The following is a 17,552-nucleotide window of genomic DNA, read 5'->3' on the forward strand; positions in this document are numbered from 1 at the left end:
TCCAGTATGGACACGGGCGTGACCAGTCGTTACGGCAGGTCGAAGGGAAGCTCCACACCCTCATGGGCCAGGCAGTGCGTGCAGACGCGTTCGGCTCTCACCCCGTCGATGGCGCGGTGCACCAACTCCTTGAACGGGCCGATGTTGCGCTCGAACTCCCCGAAAACGTCGACGGCGCGAACCCCCGCCCCGACCGTCACCCCGGCGTCGATATCGGTCACCAAGGCGATTGCGGCGTAACACATTTCCAGTTCCCGGGCCAGCACAGCCTCGGGATATCCGGTCATGTTCACCAGCGTGAAACCCTGCCGGGCGAACCACTGACTTTCCGCGCGAGTGGAGAACCGCGGCCCCTGCACCACCACCATGGTGCCGCCGTCGACCACCCCGGGCTGGGCTGCGGCGACCGCGCGCAGCGTCGGGCAGTACGGGTCGGCGAATTCGACGTGGATGCCGCCGGAATCGAAGTAGGTGTCGGGGCGGCCGCGGGTGCGGTCCACGAGTTGGTCGGGGACCACGACCGCGCCGGGGCCCAACTCGGCGGTGAGGCTGCCGACCGCGCACGGCCCGAACACTCTGCGCACCCCCAGCGCCCGTAGCGCCCACATGTTGGGGCGGTACGGCACGGTGTGCGGGGAGAACTCGTGGCTGCGACCGTGCCGGGGCAGGAAGGCGACCTCGTGGCAGCCCACCCGCCCGACCGTGATCGGTGCGCTCGGCGGCCCGTAGGGCGTATCCACGGTGACGCTGCGCGCATCCCTGCCGAAGAAGGAGTAGAAGCCGCTTCCGCCGATCACGCCGATCATCCCTGCATTGTCGGGCACTAGGCTCCTTCGAATGTTCCGGATCGGCACGGCGATTGTCCTGGGCCTCTGCGCCGCAGTGGCGGTCGGGGTGACCCGCAACCTGACCACCCGGCGGATGGCCAGCACCATCAACCTCGTCCTGGAACTGGCCGTCTGATGGCAACCATCGCCCAGTGGGTCGAGGGGGCACGGCCGCGGACCCTGCCCAACGCCGTCGCCCCGGTCATCGCAGGCACCGGCGCCGCGGCATGGCTCGGGTCGGCGGTGTGGTGGAAAGCGTCACTGGCGCTGGCGGTTTCGCTGGCGTTGATCGTCGGTGTGAACTACGCCAACGACTACTCCGACGGGATCCGCGGCACCGACGACGAGCGGGCCGGTCCGCTGCGACTGGTGGGCTCGAAACTGGCCGCACCCCGGGCTGTGCTGACCGCCGCGCTGGTGAGCCTGGGCGTCGCGGCGGTGGCCGGCGTCGCGCTGGCACTGCTCACCGCGCCGTGGCTGATCGGCGTGGGGCTGCTGTGCATCGCGGGGGCATGGCTGTACACCGGGGGATCACGACCCTACGGATACGCCGGTTTCGGCGAGATCGCCGTCTTCGTGTTCTTCGGTCTGGTGGCGGTGTTGGGCACCCAGTACGCCCAGGCGTTGCGGGCAGACTGGGTGGGGGTGGCCGCCGCGGTCGCCGTCGGGGCGATGTCCTCGGCGGTGCTGGTGGCCAACAATCTTCGGGACATCCCGACCGACCGGGTGGCCGGCAAGATGACGCTGGCGGTGCGCCTCGGCGATACGCGGACCCGGATGCTCTACCTGTCGCTGCTCGGGGTCGCCGCGGTGATGACGGTGGTTTTGATGCGGGCCACCCCGTGGTGCGGGCTGGGCTTCCTGTCGTTGCCACTGGCGGTGCGGGCCGCCAGGCCGATCCGCACCGGAAAGGGTGGACGTGAGCTGATCCCGGTACTGCGCGACACCGGCCTGACCATGCTCGTGTGGTCGATCGCGGTGGCCGCCGCTCTGGCGGCTGCCGGCTGACCAAGGCCGCGCAGCCTTACTCCGGTTTCTCGCCGCGCAGCCTGGCTTCCAACTGCTCGCGGTCGCGGCGGCGGCGCTCGTCCACCTCGGCGATACCCTCGGTGGCCCGCCGCCGCAGCGGAGCCAGCACCCAGATACCCAGCGGCAGCGCGATCACGATCGCGAACAGCACCGCCACCGCGAGCGGGACCTGGACGCCGATCAGCTGCGCCACGAAGTAGATCCCCGCGGTGAGGATGGCGACGAGGCCCAGCCGGGCCAGCGTGTAGACGACGATGTCGCGCACCATGCGGCCGGTGCTGCCGCCTGCCTGATTTTCCGTCACGGCGGGAAGCCTACCGACGCGCGTATATTCGCAACCAAGGAGGTTTTCTGCGTGGTCTACCTGCTGCTCATCCTCGTCGCCGCCGCACTGGCTTATGTCGCCCTGCGGGCGATCCGCGCCCGGGCCAATCGGCCCACGCCGCGTGTCATCGGACCCGATGACGACCCGGACTTCCTGTGGCGGCTCAGCCACGGGGACAACAATCCGGGCTGAACGCGTCCGCCGCCAGGCGCGGCAGCGGTCAGCTCACTCCCGCGTAGGAGTGCAGACCGACGGTCACCAGGTTGATGAAGAACAGGTTGAACACCATTGCGGCGAACCCGGCGATGTTGATCCACGCCGCTTTTTTGTCCCGCCAACCCGCCGTCGAGCGGGCATGCAGGTACGCCGCGTAGATCACCCAGGCGATGAACGACACCGTCTCCTTGGGGTCCCAACCCCAGTAGCGGCCCCATGCCTCCTCGGCCCAGATGGCCCCGAAGATGACGCCGAACCCGAAGACCGGGAAGGCGAAGATGGTGGTGCGGTAGGCGATGCGATCCAGCGTCTGGGCGTCGGGCAACTTGGCCACGATGCCGGCCCAGGCGCCGTGCGCATCCGGCGCGGCGAACCGCGACATCTTGAGCAGGAACAGGATGCTGGCCACGCCGGCGACGAGGAACACTCCAGAGCCCAGGCTGACCACCGAGACGTGGATCGGCAGCCAGTAGGACTGCAGCGCGGGCATCACCGGTGCAGCGTGGGTGTAGAGCCACTTACCGGAAACCGTCAGCAGGACCAACACCGGCACCAGGACGAAGACCCACAGCGCCCGGTACTGCGGTTTACGCAAGACCACTGCCGCGGCAACCAGACCGCAGAAGCAGGTCAGGTTGATGAACTCGTACATGTTGCCCCACGGCGCCCGATGGGTGGCCAAGCCGCGCAGCACGATGCAGGCCAGCAGCAGCAGGACGCCGAGGTAGACCAGACTGAGTCCGGCCTTGCCGACCCGTTCGGACAACGGCGGCGCGGGGGTTTCGGCGACCACGCCGGGGCCCTCGTCCGTCGTTTTTTGGTCGGCCAGGTCCACGCCGCCGGTGGTGCCCGACACCGGAGCCGTGGCGGCAACCAGTTCACGCTCGTGGACCCGGCGGGAGCGACTGGAGGCGAGTTCGACCGCCAGCAGCAGCAGGGCCAGAACCAGGACGACGACTGATGCGGTGAAGGCCCAGTCCGAGAACCGGGCCAGACCGAGGTCGATATCGGTATTCATGCGCGATCCGCCTTCGCTACTCGCTGCGCCTCATGGGCGATCCGCTGTCGCCATTCGCAGGCCCCGATGCGCGATCCGCTGCCGCCACTCGCTGAGCCAGCTTGTCCAACTCCTCACCCCACCCCGAATTATCGGTGCGGGCAAGGCCTCCCAACTCGACTTTCACCGTACCGGGTCCTACCTGATGAATGCGCGCCCACACCCGCCGGCGGCGCACCACCAGCGACACCAGCAGACCACCCATCATGGTCATCGAGAACACCAGCACCCATACCTGGCCGGGGTCGTGGGAGACCTGCAGATTGACGAACTCGGTGGCACCGTCGAATCGCACCGTGGTGCCGTCACCGAGATCGACCTGCTGACCGGCGGTGAGGTTGACCCGCTTGAGCTTGTTCAGCCGCCCCTGCTCGACGAGCCGGGTGTCCAGACTGAACAGGGACTGAGGGCGGCCGCTGTCCAGGCCGGTGTCGCCGCGATAGATGTCGACGGCGACCGCCGGATCCCGCATTTCGGGAAAGCTCGATGACAGCAGTTTGCCGTCCATCTGCTGGGTCGGGGCGAACAGCCCGGTGATGGCGATCTGGTTCTTGCGCCGCTCATCGGCGGCATACAGCCCGGCCGGCGGATCGATGCGCATCGTGCCCGACGAGAGCAGGCTCTGCAGATCATTGGGTAGGAATTGCACAGTCTGGGTGCGCTGCTGGCCATTGGGGAACGTGACGGTGAAAGTCGGGGCGTAACCGTGCCCCTGTAGGTAGACCCGGTCCCCGCCGACCCGCAACGGGTGGTTGACCTGCAGCCGGTAGGACCGCCACGTGCCGGTGTTCAGATCGTTTCCGGCTTGATAGTCGATGTTGGAGGCGAAGGAGACGGCCTGCCCGGTCGGCAGGTAGCGGGCTTGGAAATCGTTGACCCGGATACACATCGGGTACAGCGAGGTGCCATCGACGTTGTTGCCGGCCCGGAAGGAGTCGAACGCCGCCGGGGATGCCGAACAGAATCCCGGACCGCCGTTGGCGAGCACGATCACGTTGCCCTCGTAGCCGAACAACTTGCCGACGGCGACGGCGGCGAGCAGACCGATCAGGGAGAAGTGGAAGACGATGTTGCCGAACTCTCGCAGGTAACCCTTCTCGGCGGAGATCTCGACGACGTCGTCGCCGGCGCGGGTGACGCGCCGCCAACCCCGCAATTGCGCGCCGATGCCGGTGGCGATCTCTGCAGGGTTCCCGCTGAGGGTCATGGTGGTGTGCCGGGGCAGTCGGCTCAGATTTCGGGGCGCCGGCACCGGTGTGGCGCGAAGGCCACGGAAGTGCTCGACGGTGCGCGGCGTCAGACATCCCACCAGCGAGATGAACAGCAGCGCGTAGATGGCCGTGAACCAGAAACTGGAGAACACGTCGAACAGTTGCAGCCGATCGAACCATGGGCCGATCACCGGGTGCTGGTCGAGGTACTGCTGAACCTTGGACGCGTTGAGACTGCGCTGGGGAAACAGCGCTCCGGGAACCGCGCCGAGCGCGAGCAGGAAGAGCAACACCAGGGCAGTGCCCATGGAGGTCAATGCCCGCCACGGTCGCAGCGCGAGCAGACGTAAACGTCCCGCCAGCGGCGGCCTATCGGGAACGCCTATGTCTGTCTGCTCCAGGGAATGAGAAGTCAAATCGGCAGCCTCACATCGCTGACGAAGGCGTCGCGAACCCAGGAGGTGAAGTCGTTCCACAGCCCGGTCACCAGGGCGACGCCGACGGCGACCAGGAGCAGTCCGCCGAATACCTGGATAGCGCGGCTATGCCGGCGCAGCCAGCCGAAGGCATTCAGCGCCCAACCGGATCCCAGCGCCAGGAGCACGAACGGGATTCCCAGGCCCAGGCAGTAGGCGATGACCAAAACCACCCCACGGGCCACGCTCGCGCCGTCGGTGGCCGACGCGACCGCGATCACCCCGGTCAACGTGGGCCCCAGACACGGGGTCCACCCCAAACCGAACACCGCCCCGAGCAGCGGCGCCCCCGCCAGACCGGCCCACCTCCGCGGAGTGAACCGGGCCTGGCGTTGCAGCGCGGGGATGAAGCCGATGAAGACCAGACCCATGATGATGGTCACGACACCGCCGATGCGCTGCAGCACAATCTGATTGGTGATCAGTGTCGTCGTCATGCCCAATACCGCCACGGTGCCGAGCACGAACACGGCGGTGAACCCGGCGACGAACAACAGCGCCGACCCCGCCACCCGCCAGCGGGTCCGGGTGCCGGAGCCGGACTCGGGCGCAGCACCGGCGGCACCGGGGGCACCGGGGGCACCGGGGGCACCGGGAGCACCGACGACCGCGGCTAGGTAGGACAGGTAGCCCGGCACCAGGGGCACCACACACGGGGACGCGAAGGACACCAGGCCGGCCAGAACACACAGCCCCAGGGCCAGCGCGAGGGGGCCAGCGGCAGCGGTCTCCGCCAGACCGGTCACGAGGATTCCGGCGCTGGTTCGGCCGCCAACCGTCTCACAAGCGCAAGCAGATCATCGTCGAGCAACTCCCGAAGGAACACCGCGGCCACCCGGTGTTCCCGGTCGAGCACCACAGTCGACGGGATCACCGTGGTCGGGTATTTGCCGCCGAAGGCGATCATGGTGCGCATCGCCGGGTCGTAGATCGACGGAAAGCTGACCTTGCGGTCGATCACGAAGTCCCGCGGAGCTTGGATGTCGTTGTCGCGCACGTCGATACCCAGCACTGCCACACCATCGGCGCGGGTCGCGTCATAGAGCTTCTGCAGCTCGGAGATCTCCGCGCGGCACGGTCCGCACCACTGACCCCAAACATTGATGACCACGACCTGACCGGCAAAGTCCTCGAGCGAGATGGTCTTGCCGGTGTCCATCAGGTCCGGACCGGACAACGGCCCGGGCCTGCCGCGGGCGGACGGCGGATCGTAGAAGATATCGGTCTTGCCGCCGGGAGCCACGAACTGGAAGGTGCCGCCTTGGGCGACCGCGTCGTCACCGGTGGCGCAGCCTGTCACGCCACCCGTCATCAGGACCGCTGCCAGGACTGCCACCAACAACTTCACCGGCCGGCAAGCTCCGAGTATCCCCACCCGACATAGTCGTCTCCGTCGAAGTAGAACGACGTCACCGAGGCCAGATTGCACATCCGCTTGGTCGGGAAGTGATGCAGCGGTTCGTCGTTCATCGCCCTGCGCAAGGTCTCGACGGGTAGTTGGTGGCTGACCGCGACAGCTTCGTGGCCCGCGCCCTTGACTCGGGCCCGGTGCAGCGCAGAACTCATCCGGTCGGCGATCTCGTGGTAGGGCTCACCCCAGGACGGCGAGCGAGGGTTGCGCAGGTGCCACCAATTGCGTGGATCACGCAACGCGCCGTCGCCGGGTGAAACCCGCTGACCCTGAAAGACGTTGTGCGACTCGATCAGCGACTCGTCGACGTCAACCGTCAGGTCGTGGTGAGCGGCGATCGGAGCGGCCGTCTCCTGGGCGCGCTCCAACGGCGAGGCGACGACGTAGATGATGTCGCGCTTGGCCAGCCACGCGGCGACCGCCTCGGCCTGGGCGCGGCCGCGTTCGGAGAGGTGGTAGTCGGGAAGGCGGCCGTAGAGAATCTTCTCCGGGTTGTGCACCTCGCCGTGGCGCATCACATGAACGATGGTCCGGCCTCCGCTGGCCGGCCCGCCCGATTGGGTGAGTTCGCTCATGACGGTCTCGCTTCCGCGGCGGCCCGGGATGCGACAGGAAGGGCGGCCGCGATCCGCTCGAAGGCGGTGTCGTCGAGTGCTGCTGAGACGAACCAGGTTTCGAAGGCGCTCGGCGGCGCGTAGACACCGGCGTCGAGCAGTGCGTGGAAGAACGGCGGAAACCGGAAGGTGTCACTGGCCCGCGCCGAGGCGAAATCGGTCACCGGGTCCTCGGTGAAGAACACCGAAAGGAAGTTACCGGCGCGCGCGACGCGATGGGCGACGCCGGCATTCGACAGTGCCTCGCCCAGCATTGCGGCCAACCTGTCGGCGTTGACATCCAGGGCGGCGTACACCGCGTCGTCGGCGTGCTGAAGGGTGGCCAAGCCCGCTGCTACCGCGACCGGGTTCCCCGAGAGGGTGCCGGCCTGGTATACCGGCCCGAGTGGGGCCAGTCGTTCCATCACCTCGGTTCGTCCGCCGAAGGCCGCCGCCGGCAGTCCGCCACTCATCACCTTGCCGAAGGTGAACAGGTCGGCGTCGACCGGGTCAATGCCGTACCAGCCCGATCTGCTGATCCGGAAACCGGTCATGACCTCGTCGACGATCAGCAGGGCACCGTGCTCGGCGGTGATGCGGCGCAGGGCGGCGTTGTAGCCCGGCAGCGGGGCCACCGCTCCCATATTGCCCGCGGCGGCCTCGGTGATGACCGCGGCGATGGTGTTGCCGAAGGCCGCGAACGCCGCCTCGACGGCGTCGATGTCGTTGTAGGGCAGCACAATCGTGTCGGCGGCGGTGGCACCGGTGACCCCGGGCGAGGACGGCAGACCGAGGGTTGCCACCCCCGAGCCGGCGTCGGCGAGCAAGGCATCCACGTGGCCGTGGTAGCAGCCGGAGAACTTGACGACCTTGGACCGGCCGGTGAAACCGCGCGCCAGTCTTACCGCGCTCATAGTGGCCTCGGTGCCGGAATTGACCAGACGAACCCGATGCACCGGCGCGACGCGGGCGATGATCTCGGCCGCGAGGTCGGTCTCACCCGGGGTGGGCGCCCCGAACGACAGTCCGTTGGCGGCCGCTCGGCCGACCGCCTCCACGACCGCCGGATGGGCGTGGCCCAGGATCATCGGGCCCCAGGAGCACACCAGGTCCACATACCGGTTGCCGTCGGCGTCGGTGAGCCAACACCCCGTCGCCGAGGTGATGTAACGGGGTGTGCCGCCGACGGCGCTGAACGCCCGGACCGGCGAGTTCACCCCGCCGGGGATCACCGCGCAGGCCTGTTCGAACAGCTTCGCCGAGGCGGTCACCGAGTGGTCGCACAGCACTCCGGAGCCCGACTGCTCACTCATGAGGACCAGTGTCCCAGCCGCGGGTGAACGAACAACTACAGGGTGTAGTTGGGGCCTTTTGACCCTGTCCCGCATTGCGAGGTAACGCTACCCTAACTTTATGTCCCCGGTTTCTGAGATGATGCGGAAACGCACGCTGGCCGGTGCGGATTCACACACCTCACCAACGCTCGCCGACCTTCGACGCGGCGAGCGCGCAGCCGTGGTCGGGTACGGCGACACTGAACCGGCCGTGGCCCGTCGACTCTTCGACCTCGGACTGGTACCCGGGGTGCAGATCACCATGGTGCGCCGTGCGCCCCTCGGTGACCCGGTGATCTACCGGGTCGGCGACTACGAGATCGCGCTGCGGGGCAGTCAGACCCGCTGCATCGCCGTCGTACCGGTTCGGTGAGCCTGGAATCTGTGAGCGGCGCACACTGCGGAACCGGTGGCGCCTCGGCGACCGCTACCCCGGGCCTGACCCGGTTCGCTCTGGTCGGCAGCCCCAACTCGGGCAAGACCACGCTGTTCAACGCGCTGACCGGGTTGCACGCCAAGACCGGTAACTATCCGGGTGTCACCGTCGCCAAGTATGAGGGCAAGGCGCGCCTCGATGACACCCACACGGTGGTGATCGAGGATCTGCCCGGTACCTACAGCCTGGATCCGATCAGCCCGGATGAAGCCATCGTGGTGGAGGTGCTCGACACCGGGCACCAGCACCTCGACGCCCCCGACGCCATGCTGGTGCTACTCAATGCCACCACGCTACGGCGTGCGCTCGGCCTGCTGGCCCAGGTACAGCAAACCGGCCTGCCGACGTGTGTCGTGCTCACCTTCACCGATGACCTCACTCGTCGTAACGGCCGAATCGACGCACCGGCACTGAGCAGGGCCCTGGGCGTACCGGTGGTCGCGGTGGCCGGCGGCAGGCGGGAAGCCGTCGCCGAGCTGCGCCGCGTGATGGCCGCCCACCTGTCCTGGATGCAGCCGGTCGTGCCGCCACCCACCGACCCCGCCGAGGTGCCGGGGTGGACCGAATCAGTCCTGGAGTCCTCCGGCTACCGGTTGCCCGACGTCGATCCGCGCACCCAGCGCATCGACGCGGTGCTGCTGCACCCGGTGATCGGCACGCTGGTCTTTCTGCTGACGATGTTCGTCTTCTTCCAGACGATCTTCACCGTAGCGGCGCCACTGCAGGGCTACGTCGAGGGGTTCTTCGGCTGGCTCGGCGACCTGGTGGGTTCCCATCTACGGGCGGGGTGGCTGTCGGCGTTCCTGTCCCAGGCAGTTATCGGGGGGATCGGTGGGGTGCTGGTGTTTTTACCCCAGATTGTTCTGCTGTTCGTCCTCATCGCCGTACTGGAGGGGACCGGCTATCTGGCCAGGGCGGCGTTCCTGATGGATCGGGTGATGGCGCGCGCCGGCCTGGAGGGCCGCGCCTTCGTCGCCCTGCTGTCGTCATTCGCCTGCGCGATCCCCGGGATCATGGCCACCCGATCGCTGCCGTCGGCGCGTGACCGACTGGCCACCATGATGGGCGCACCGCTGATGACCTGCTCGGCGCGCCTTCCGGTGTACATCCTGCTGGTAAGTCTGCTCTTCACTGCCGATGCCAAGGTCGGGGGGTTCAACGCCCGCGGGGTGGTGATGTTCGCGCTGTACTTTTTCGGCGCGATCTCGGCGATGCTGGTGGCGGCCGTGTTCAAGAAGCTGTCATCACGCAGTGGCTCGCTGCTGCCGTTCTACATGGAGATGCCGCCGTATCAGATTCCGCGGCTGAAAAGCGTTGCCGCCGAGGTGTGGACGGCGGCGGCGGCGTTCCTGCGCAAGGTCACCACGATCATCCTGGCGACCACGATGGTGTTGTGGGCGTTGCTGAATCTGCCAATGCGCGATGCGACCGCCATCGCCGCGGCGGGGGTGGACACCACCGACGCGGCCGCCGTCGAAGCCTACGTCGTGAACAATTCCTACGCGGCGGCGATCGGCCGGGCGGTCGAGCCGGTGTTCGCACCGCTCGGCTTCGATTGGCGCATCAACATCGGCATCGTGTCCTCGCTGGCCGCCCGCGAGGTGTTCGTGGCCACCCTGGGTCAGGTCGCCGCGGCCGAGAATCCCGAGGAACCGGCCCAGGCGCTGCGCCAGATGCGGGTGCAGCAGGAGCCCGGGTCCGATCCGGGGGCCACGCGGGCGTTGTTCGACGCCCCGACCATCGCCGCCCTGCTGGTGTTCTTCATGTATGCGCTGCAATGTGTGTCCACCGTCGGCGTGATGCGGCGGGAGAGCGGATCGTGGAAATGGCCGGCGCTGGCGTTCGGCTACATGTTCGTCCTGGCGTGGGTGATGGCACTGGCGGCCCGCACTGTCGTGGCAGCGCTCCAGTCGACATGATCGGCATCCACGCCGAGCGGGTCGGCGGTGACGACCGCGCGGTGCGCTGGGTGACGACCGGGGCGGTGTTGCCCGTCGGCCGAGTAACCCGGGCGCCTGGCCGACTGGGTGAAATGCTCTACCACGGAACCTTTTCCGGTGCCCTCACCGAACGCTCGGCGGTCTGGCTGTGGCTGGGCGAAGGCCTGTCGTGGTCGACGTGCGGCAGCGAGGTGCGGACCGCACTGCGCGATGCGTTGGAGGATCCGACCGGCTGGGTGGTTGCGCCCGCCCCCGGGGAGGTGCTCGACCTCGTCACCGCTGATCTGTTGGCCGGCTCGATCGGGGACTTCATCGGCTCGCACGGCGGCACGGTGCAGTCGCAGCGATACGGCGACGAGGTGGCGGTGCGTCTGGGCGGCGCCTGCGAGCACTGCCCAGCCGCCGAGTACACGCTGCGACTTCGCCTGCTGGAGGCGTTACGCGGCCGCTGCCCGGATCTGGTCGAGACCGGGAGCGGCCAGGGGCAGTTGCGGTTGCGGATCGGCGGTCGGTAAAGCTAGCGCCTTGACCGCCGGCTCGTGCGGTCGTCCTCGCGCGGCCGAAGCCGCAACCCGTCCGCCATCCAGCCGATGCCGCCATCAGCGTTGCGCACGAACGGGATCCGCACTCCGCCGGCCACCGCGAGGTCCGGTGCGATGAAACTCACCGGCATCGGGTCGGCGGGCGGCGAGGAGAAGGCCGGCCGCCACGCACCCGGTTCAGGGGTCAGCTCGGAAACCTTCTCCAGCCGCTGCCCCGCGATCCGGAACGTAGAGACCTGGCCTGGGTCGATGTAGCGGCCCGCATAGGCCTGCAACTGTTCGGCGGCCACCTCGATGGTGTCCAGATCCGCAGGAGCCAGCAGCGCCCGCATCAATCCGACCCGCCCCGCCATCGCAGCCATTGCGGGATAGCCGGCCAGCGCGGTATCCAGGGCGGCCAATGCCGCGGCGGCTCCGGGCTGACCGTTGAGCAGCAGGACGAAGGCAAACCGGCGTTCGGGCACCGCGAGCAGGACGGCGTGCTGGCCGGAGGTGTCGCCGTTGTGCGAGATGACCCGCAGGCCGTCCACCTCTTGGACGAACCAGCTGCGCCCCATGTGCAGACCGAGCCCCGGAACCGCAACGGCCGGCCGCTGCATCGCCTGGCGGCTGGCCGCGCTCAACAACGCGTCCTCTCCGGCAGGATCACCCAGATGCATTCTGGCGTAACGCAATACATCCCGCGTGGTCGACCAGATGCCGCCGGCGGGGTCCACACAGCGCGGCAACCACACCGGCGTCTGCACCAGCACGGCGTCCTGGCCGTTGACCGGCATCGCCGTATGTCCATCGGCGTATTGCCGATTGAGCACAGCCGAGCGCGCGAGCGTCGTGTCCTGCACGCCAAGGGGGTTGATGGAACTGCCGCGACGCGTCCTCTGCGAGGTTAGTGACGATGTCCATCAGACCGGCACCGTCCGCAACGCCGCCGGCAGGCTGGGCAGGAAATGATTCGTGGCGAAAGACCGGACTTCGTCAACGGTTTGGACTGGCTCGGCGCTGGGCAAGAGCAGCAGCAGCATGGCGTAGCGCCAGGTGTTGTCGGCGAGTTCGTGAACCGTCCGAGAGCCGATCCGATCCGCGAAGCCCGGCGGAAAGATCACGTGCAACGCCATCTCGATACGACCGACGGCGGCGTGATAATGGCGACGGGCCAACTCCAGGCTCAGCGCGGGTTCCTCGGCGATCATCCGGTTCAGCACCCGATGCCGACGGGTCCGCAGAATCGCGGCGGTGAACGCCTCGACATAGATATTGGACTGCGGACGCGCGCCTTTGAGTTCTTCGGCGATGTCAGCGAACAACCGGGCGTTCTCTCTTTCCATCACGGCGGCGACGAGGTCGTCCCGGTTGGCGAAGCGCCGGTAGATGGTGGTGCGACTGACCCCTGCTCGGCGTGCGACGTCGTCGAGGGCCACTTTGCGGATGCCGTGCCGATCGAACTCGTCGAGAGCCGCGTCGAGGATCGCTTCGGTCGCGGCGCCGTCAGGCATACCGGGCGAAACCTTCTCTGGCGTAGGGGACATAGCGCAACTTCATCGGCACCCGCTGCCATGCCCAGTTCACCGCCCGGGACCGGCAGAACGCGGCGAAACGCTGATAGCGGCGCTCCTTCTGGTCGTCCCAGGGAAGGCCGAGAATCTCACGGGTGCGCGGCGGCATACCACCGGTGGTGAGGAAGGCCGCCAGCGGATTGAACACCGGGGCAACGATTTTCCACACCGTCGGCGAGACCCCTTTGGGTTTGGGGAATCCTTTGGTGACGTAGCCGATGCCGTACCTGGCGGTGCGGTGCGCCACCAGCACGTCGTTGATCATGTGGTCCCAGTACTTCTCGAAGGCGGCGTAGTCGGCGGGCATCGGACGGTCACTGACGCCGTAGCGGCGGTACCACGTCTTGGACTCGAGGTACATCTGTTCCTTCTCGGCACGCGAGAGCGTCTTGACGAAGGTGTCGGTGAAGTAGAGGGCCTGGTCGAAGAAGGTGGCGTGCGCCCAGAAGTAGGTGTCCGGATCCAGGGCGTGATACCGGCCTCCCCCGAACTCCGCCGGCATCTCGCCCTTGATGTTGGTGTGGAACTCACGGACCATCGGCCCGGCGTTGTCCTCGTCGCTGCCGTAGACGGTGCGGTAGATCGGCGGCAGCGATCGCTTGATCCGGGCGGCGGTGTCGGCGAAGAACACCGAGTGGTCGACAACGCCCTGACCGAGTTCGGCCAACATGTTCTGCAGCACGGCGGGTCGGGGGCCGATCAGCGCGATGCGGCGGTCACCGAAGTACTTCCACACCAGCGAGTCCGGCCCCAGCGGACGCGAGTCATCGGCGGCCTCGGCGGCCTGCGTGGTCTCCGGGTTCTGCACGAGCTCGGTCACAGGAGACAGTGTTACAGATTTCGTCTTTTGTACCAACCGCGGCGGACGCGACCACCGCGGCCGAGGCCACAGGACTTCTTAGCGGAAGCGCTTCAGCCGCAGGCTGTTGGTCACCACCAGTACCGACGACAGCGCCATCGCCGCACCCGCAATCATCGGGTTGAGCAGGCCCAACGCCGCGAGCGGAATGGCGGCGACGTTGTAGCCGAAGGCCCAGAAGAGGTTCTGCTTGATGGTCCGCAGGGTGCGGCCGGACAATCGCAGCGCGGTTCCGACCGTGCGAAGGTCGCCACGGACCAGCGTGATGTCACCGGCTTCGATGGCGGCATCGGTGCCGGTGCCCATCGCCATGCCGATATCGGCGGTGGCCAGGGCAACCGAGTCATTGACACCGTCGCCCACCATCGCGACCCGCCGTCCGGCGGCCTGCAGTCGGGAGATCGCATCGGCCTTCTGTGACGGCAGCACGCCGGCGAGGACGTCGTCGGCCCCGATTCCGACCTCGGCGGCAACCCGGCTGGCGACTGCGGCGTTATCGCCGGTCAGCAACATAGGGGTGATGCCCATCGACTTCAGTTCCGCGATCGCCGGCGCGCTGGTCGGCTTGACCGAGTCGGCGAGCCGGATGACCCCCCGCCGCTGACCGTCCCAACTCACCGACACGCTGGTTCGTCCATCGCTGTCCGCCGCACGGACCACCTGGACCTGCAGGCCGTCGACCACGCCCCGGACGCCGGTGCCGGGATCGTTGACGAAGTCGGAGACGGCGGGGATGGGTAACCCCCGCTCGCGGGCGAAAGCCACAATGGCGGCGGCTACCGGATGTTCGGAGGCCGACTCCACCGCGGCCGCGCGGGTCAGCACGGTGTCAGCATTCTCACCCGCCTCCTCGTCGACGGACTCCACGCTCATCTCCCCGGTGGTGACCGTGCCGGTCTTGTCCAGGACGACGGTGTCGATGCCGCTGACCGTCTCCAGTACCTGCGGCTCCTTGATCAGCACGCCGAGTTGAGCACCCCGGCCGGTGCCGACGAGGATGGCGGTCGGGGTGGCCAGGCCCAGCGCGCACGGGCAGGCGATGATCAACACCGCCACCGCCGCTGTGAACGCCGCCGCGACGGAGTGCCCGGTCAGCAGCCATGCCGCCAGCGTGACCGCAGCGATCACCAGCACCGCCGGAACGAACACCGCCGAGACCCGATCGGCGAGCCGCTGGATGGAAGCCTTGCCGCTCTGGGCCTCGGCGACCATCCGGGCCATCCGCGCCAGCTGGGTATCGGACCCGACCTGCTTGGCGCGCAGCATGATTCGTCCGTATGTGTTGACCGAACCACCGAGAACATCGTCGCCGGGGCGCACGTCGACGGGAACCGACTCGCCCGTCATCACCGAAGTGTCCAGTGCCGAGACGCCGTCTACCACCACACCGTCGGTGGCCACCCGTTCACCCGGGCGCACCACGATCACGTCACCGACCAGCAACGCATCAGCGGCGACCCGGACCTCGGCGCCGTCGCGCACCACGGTGGCCTCTTTGGCGCCGAGTGACAGCAGTGCGCGCAGCGCCGAACCAGCGGCACGTTTGGCCTTTGCCTCCGCGTACCGGCCGGCCAGCAGGAAGACCGTCACTGCGGCGGCCACTTCGAAGTACACATGCTCCCCGCCATGACCCCGCCCGTGTCCGGCGCCGGTGAGCAGGACGACCACCGACCACAAGTAGGCGGCCAGCGTGCCCAGCGACACCAGGGTGTCCATGGTGGAGGTGCCGTGCCGCGCACTGGTGAGCGCGGCCCTGTGGAACGCATAACCGCCCCACCACACGATGGGAGTGGTCAGCGCCAGCGCCACCCACTGCCATCCGGGGAATTGCCACGGCATCACCATCGACAGCGCCAGCACCGGCATCGCCAGCACAGCCGAACCGATCAACCGCGAGCGCAACTGCTGTTGGGGCACCTCGTGGCTCATGTGGTCGTCATGGCCCGGCCGATGCATCACCGCGGCGTGATAGCCGGTGGACTCGACGGCTCGCACCAGGTCCTCGACGGTCACCTGGGGGCCATGTTCGACGTGGGCCTGTTCCACCGCGAAGTTCACCGAGGCCTGCACACCGTCAAGATGGTTGAGGCTGCGTTCCACGCGCGCCGCACACGAAGCACAACTCATTCCGGACAGTCGCAGTTCGGTGGTGGTCACACGTCGAATATACCCCAGGGGGGTATCACCGCGCCACCAGGTACGCCAACGCTCCGCAGTATCCGGCCTTGAGCCACAGCAGTCCGGGGAACGCCAACCCAGCCACCCCCAGCCCTGCGACCAGAACGCCGCAGGCCAAAACGATCGCGGCCGCCGAGATCCCGTAACGCAGCCCGTACCCGACCCCACGCCGGGCGAACACCGCGACCAGCACGCACATGATCACCGAGGTGATCGCCAGATTCACCAGAACCGCCGAAAGCGGTTGGAAGCCGCCGGGATTGAGGAATTTCTCGATCAGCGGGTTGAGCACCGCGTTGATCACAGCCGCGACGACAGCCGAGCCGCGAGCTGAGACGTGCGGCGTGGGCATATCAGCCATATCAGCGCCCGGGCGCGCGTTTCCGATTGCGCCGCAGGCCGGCCATGCCGAGCACGGCAAGCACTCCCCCAACGGTGACCAACACCCAGCTGAGCATCATCAGCGGCGGGTCATAGACCACCGAGACGGTGGCGGGCTCGCCTTCCCTGACGGGCGGGACATCAACCAGGCTGGTGACCTGCAGCCAACACAGTGCCGCCGCGACGATGGCGGCGCCGGCCAGCAGCAGCTGCACGATGTGCTTCACGGCGGGCGTCACCCCACCAGCCGGTTCAGCTCTGCGCGCAACGCATCGGCGTCTCGGGCCCATGCCTGGACCAGCCGCCCCCCGGCCAGTTTCAGCCCCACCCCGGTGCGGCCGCGGGGCACCCCGGACAGCTCGCCGAGCGCCCGGGCCCGCTGCCAGGGTTCCGGCATCTCGACGGGTTTGACCCGCCAGCTGCTGACCGGCCCCTTGGATCTCGCCGGCTCTGGCGGCTCGGGGAACACCGAGACGATCTCCTTGATGTCGATGAGTTCGGTGCCTTCCCGCAAGGTGTCGGCAGTCAGTTCGACGCTGGTGTGGATACGGGCGGCCTTGACCTGCAGCGCCAGGAACCCCGTGACCAGGATCAGGAACATCAGCGGGACGGCCAACCGAAACCCCAGACCGGCCCGATACTGCACGAAGATCATCGCCAGCGCGGCCAGCGGGCCAGCCAGCAACCACAGCCAACTGGCCCCGCATTCGAACAACAACGGTTCTTGTCTGCCGGAATCCTGCGCCTTATTCACCGGCATACCACTCCACGACAGCAGGCCGGCTCAGCAGCAGTGTGCCGACGATGATCGGAAGGATGCTGAGCAGCGCCAGGATATGGGTTCCGGAGAGCACCGCCGCCACCGCGACGAGCACGACGATGGCGAGACTCAGCGCCATCGCCGCGCGGCGGGAACGCAGGTCGCGGCGTCGAGCACGTCCGGCGAACCACACCAGCGCGAGGCCGGCGAAGCCGAACAACAACCCCGCGCCCCGGTACAGCCGGGCGTAGGCACGGACCGCGTCGTCGGTGACCGACGGCGGGCTGGTCTGGCGCAGTGAGTCGAAACTCACCAGACCGGCGAGTAGCCCGCCGGCCATCAACAGAACCGCGCCGAGCACCAGCAGCCAGCAGGCGGTGGTCACCGCGCTGGGTCGGGTCTCGCTCATAGTTCGGCAAGCCTA

General features: G+C 67.9%; 22 protein-coding genes. 6 read left to right on the forward strand and 16 right to left on the reverse strand.

The window, feature by feature from the left end:
• Window positions 1-29: 29 nt before the first annotated feature.
• Complete coding sequence (locus tag ADBZ5N_RS00140) at window positions 30-806, reverse strand: S-methyl-5'-thioadenosine phosphorylase (protein WP_526255523.1); 777 nt, start codon at window positions 804-806, stop codon at window positions 30-32.
• Window positions 807-837: 31 nt separating this feature from the next.
• Here ADBZ5N_RS00140 and ADBZ5N_RS00145 point away from each other — a divergent pair, with 31 nt between their 5' ends.
• Together ADBZ5N_RS00145 and ADBZ5N_RS00150 are read left to right on the forward strand one after the other, a co-directional pair.
• The gene (locus ADBZ5N_RS00145; protein ID WP_526255452.1) at window positions 838-963 is read left to right on the forward strand and encodes a hypothetical protein; all 126 of its coding nucleotides are present in this window, start codon (window positions 838-840) and stop codon (window positions 961-963) included.
• Entirely contained in the window at window positions 963-1,835 is an 873-nt protein-coding gene (locus tag ADBZ5N_RS00150; RefSeq protein WP_526255453.1) for a 1,4-dihydroxy-2-naphthoate polyprenyltransferase, read from the forward strand. The genes ADBZ5N_RS00145 and ADBZ5N_RS00150 overlap by 1 nt, the downstream gene beginning before the upstream one ends.
• 16 nt (window positions 1,836-1,851) lie before the next feature.
• Here ADBZ5N_RS00150 and ADBZ5N_RS00155 read toward each other — a convergent pair whose 3' ends face one another.
• Complete coding sequence (locus ADBZ5N_RS00155; protein WP_526255524.1) at window positions 1,852-2,124, reverse strand: DUF4229 domain-containing protein; 273 nt, start codon at window positions 2,122-2,124, stop codon at window positions 1,852-1,854.
• An 87-nt stretch (window positions 2,125-2,211) separates the two neighbouring features.
• Here ADBZ5N_RS00155 and ADBZ5N_RS00160 point away from each other — a divergent pair, with 87 nt between their 5' ends.
• Window positions 2,212-2,373 (forward strand): hypothetical protein, encoded by a 162-nt coding sequence (locus ADBZ5N_RS00160; protein WP_526255454.1) that lies wholly within the window; start codon window positions 2,212-2,214, stop codon window positions 2,371-2,373.
• 28 nt (window positions 2,374-2,401) lie between these two features.
• On the opposite strand, the gene ccsB is transcribed toward ADBZ5N_RS00160, so the two are convergent.
• The 6 genes from ccsB to hemL form a co-directional block, all read right to left on the reverse strand.
• A complete protein-coding gene (gene ccsB / locus ADBZ5N_RS00165) occupies window positions 2,402-3,415 on the reverse strand; it encodes a c-type cytochrome biogenesis protein CcsB (RefSeq protein ID WP_526255455.1) in 1,014 nt (337 codons plus the stop codon).
• 16 nt (window positions 3,416-3,431) lie between these two features.
• Window positions 3,432-4,973 carry a cytochrome c biogenesis protein ResB gene (gene resB / locus ADBZ5N_RS00170; protein WP_526255456.1) on the reverse strand — a complete coding sequence of 514 codons (1,542 nt, stop codon included), beginning with the start codon at window positions 4,971-4,973 and terminating at the stop codon, window positions 3,432-3,434.
• A 104-nt stretch (window positions 4,974-5,077) separates the two neighbouring features.
• The gene (locus ADBZ5N_RS00175; protein ID WP_526255457.1) at window positions 5,078-5,887 is read right to left on the reverse strand and encodes a cytochrome c biogenesis CcdA family protein; all 810 of its coding nucleotides are present in this window, start codon (window positions 5,885-5,887) and stop codon (window positions 5,078-5,080) included.
• Window positions 5,884-6,489: a TlpA disulfide reductase family protein gene (locus ADBZ5N_RS00180; RefSeq protein ID WP_526255458.1), complete on the reverse strand. Its 606-nt coding sequence runs from the start codon at window positions 6,487-6,489 to the stop codon at window positions 5,884-5,886. The genes ADBZ5N_RS00175 and ADBZ5N_RS00180 overlap by 4 nt, the downstream gene beginning before the upstream one ends.
• The gene (locus ADBZ5N_RS00185) at window positions 6,486-7,127 is read right to left on the reverse strand and encodes a histidine phosphatase family protein (protein ID WP_526255459.1); all 642 of its coding nucleotides are present in this window, start codon (window positions 7,125-7,127) and stop codon (window positions 6,486-6,488) included. The genes ADBZ5N_RS00180 and ADBZ5N_RS00185 overlap by 4 nt, the downstream gene beginning before the upstream one ends.
• On the reverse strand, window positions 7,124-8,458 hold the full coding sequence (hemL, locus tag ADBZ5N_RS00190) for a glutamate-1-semialdehyde 2,1-aminomutase (protein WP_526255460.1): 1,335 nt from the start codon (window positions 8,456-8,458) through the stop codon (window positions 7,124-7,126). The genes ADBZ5N_RS00185 and hemL overlap by 4 nt, the downstream gene beginning before the upstream one ends.
• Window positions 8,459-8,558: 100 nt before the next feature.
• On the opposite strand from hemL, the gene ADBZ5N_RS00195 reads away from it, so the two are divergent.
• From ADBZ5N_RS00195 to ADBZ5N_RS00205, 3 genes are read left to right on the forward strand one after another with little or no spacing between them, the layout of a single operon-like run.
• Window positions 8,559-8,852 carry a FeoA family protein gene (locus ADBZ5N_RS00195; protein ID WP_526255461.1) on the forward strand — a complete coding sequence of 98 codons (294 nt, stop codon included), beginning with the start codon at window positions 8,559-8,561 and terminating at the stop codon, window positions 8,850-8,852.
• 11 nt (window positions 8,853-8,863) lie between these two features.
• Window positions 8,864-10,834: a ferrous iron transporter B gene (gene feoB, locus ADBZ5N_RS00200; protein WP_526255462.1), complete on the forward strand. Its 1,971-nt coding sequence runs from the start codon at window positions 8,864-8,866 to the stop codon at window positions 10,832-10,834.
• Entirely contained in the window at window positions 10,831-11,370 is a 540-nt protein-coding gene (locus tag ADBZ5N_RS00205) for a NifU family protein (protein WP_526255463.1), read from the forward strand. The genes feoB and ADBZ5N_RS00205 overlap by 4 nt, the downstream gene beginning before the upstream one ends.
• Before the next feature lie 2 nt (window positions 11,371-11,372).
• Here the strand turns inward: ADBZ5N_RS00205 and ADBZ5N_RS00210 are convergent, their stop codons facing one another.
• The 8 genes from ADBZ5N_RS00210 to ADBZ5N_RS00245 form a co-directional block, all read right to left on the reverse strand.
• Window positions 11,373-12,239, reverse strand: a complete 867-nt coding sequence (locus tag ADBZ5N_RS00210) for a serine hydrolase domain-containing protein (protein ID WP_526255464.1) — start codon at window positions 12,237-12,239, stop codon at window positions 11,373-11,375.
• A gap of 60 nt (window positions 12,240-12,299) precedes the next feature.
• The gene (locus tag ADBZ5N_RS00215; protein ID WP_526255465.1) at window positions 12,300-12,890 is read right to left on the reverse strand and encodes a TetR/AcrR family transcriptional regulator; all 591 of its coding nucleotides are present in this window, start codon (window positions 12,888-12,890) and stop codon (window positions 12,300-12,302) included.
• Window positions 12,883-13,770, reverse strand: coding sequence for an oxygenase MpaB family protein (locus ADBZ5N_RS00220; RefSeq protein WP_526255466.1), 888 nt, complete (start codon window positions 13,768-13,770; stop codon window positions 12,883-12,885). The genes ADBZ5N_RS00215 and ADBZ5N_RS00220 overlap by 8 nt, the downstream gene beginning before the upstream one ends.
• Window positions 13,771-13,848: 78 nt before the next feature.
• A complete protein-coding gene (locus ADBZ5N_RS00225) occupies window positions 13,849-15,966 on the reverse strand; it encodes a heavy metal translocating P-type ATPase (RefSeq protein WP_526255467.1) in 2,118 nt (705 codons plus the stop codon).
• A 25-nt stretch (window positions 15,967-15,991) separates the two neighbouring features.
• The gene (locus ADBZ5N_RS00230) at window positions 15,992-16,339 is read right to left on the reverse strand and encodes a hypothetical protein (RefSeq protein WP_526255468.1); all 348 of its coding nucleotides are present in this window, start codon (window positions 16,337-16,339) and stop codon (window positions 15,992-15,994) included.
• Window positions 16,340-16,349: 10 nt separating this feature from the next.
• Window positions 16,350-16,607: a hypothetical protein gene (locus ADBZ5N_RS00235; RefSeq protein WP_526255469.1), complete on the reverse strand. Its 258-nt coding sequence runs from the start codon at window positions 16,605-16,607 to the stop codon at window positions 16,350-16,352.
• Window positions 16,604-17,128, reverse strand: coding sequence for a transport-regulating membrane protein Mce1N (gene mce1N / locus ADBZ5N_RS00240; protein ID WP_526255470.1), 525 nt, complete (start codon window positions 17,126-17,128; stop codon window positions 16,604-16,606). The genes ADBZ5N_RS00235 and mce1N overlap by 4 nt, the downstream gene beginning before the upstream one ends.
• Window positions 17,115-17,537: a hypothetical protein gene (locus tag ADBZ5N_RS00245; RefSeq protein WP_526255471.1), complete on the reverse strand. Its 423-nt coding sequence runs from the start codon at window positions 17,535-17,537 to the stop codon at window positions 17,115-17,117. The genes mce1N and ADBZ5N_RS00245 overlap by 14 nt, the downstream gene beginning before the upstream one ends.
• Between the last annotated feature and the right edge of the window lie 15 nt (window positions 17,538-17,552).

The sequence above is a fragment of the Mycobacterium sp. genome (assembly GCF_044370595.1).
Taxonomy (GTDB): domain Bacteria; phylum Actinomycetota; class Actinomycetes; order Mycobacteriales; family Mycobacteriaceae; genus Mycobacterium.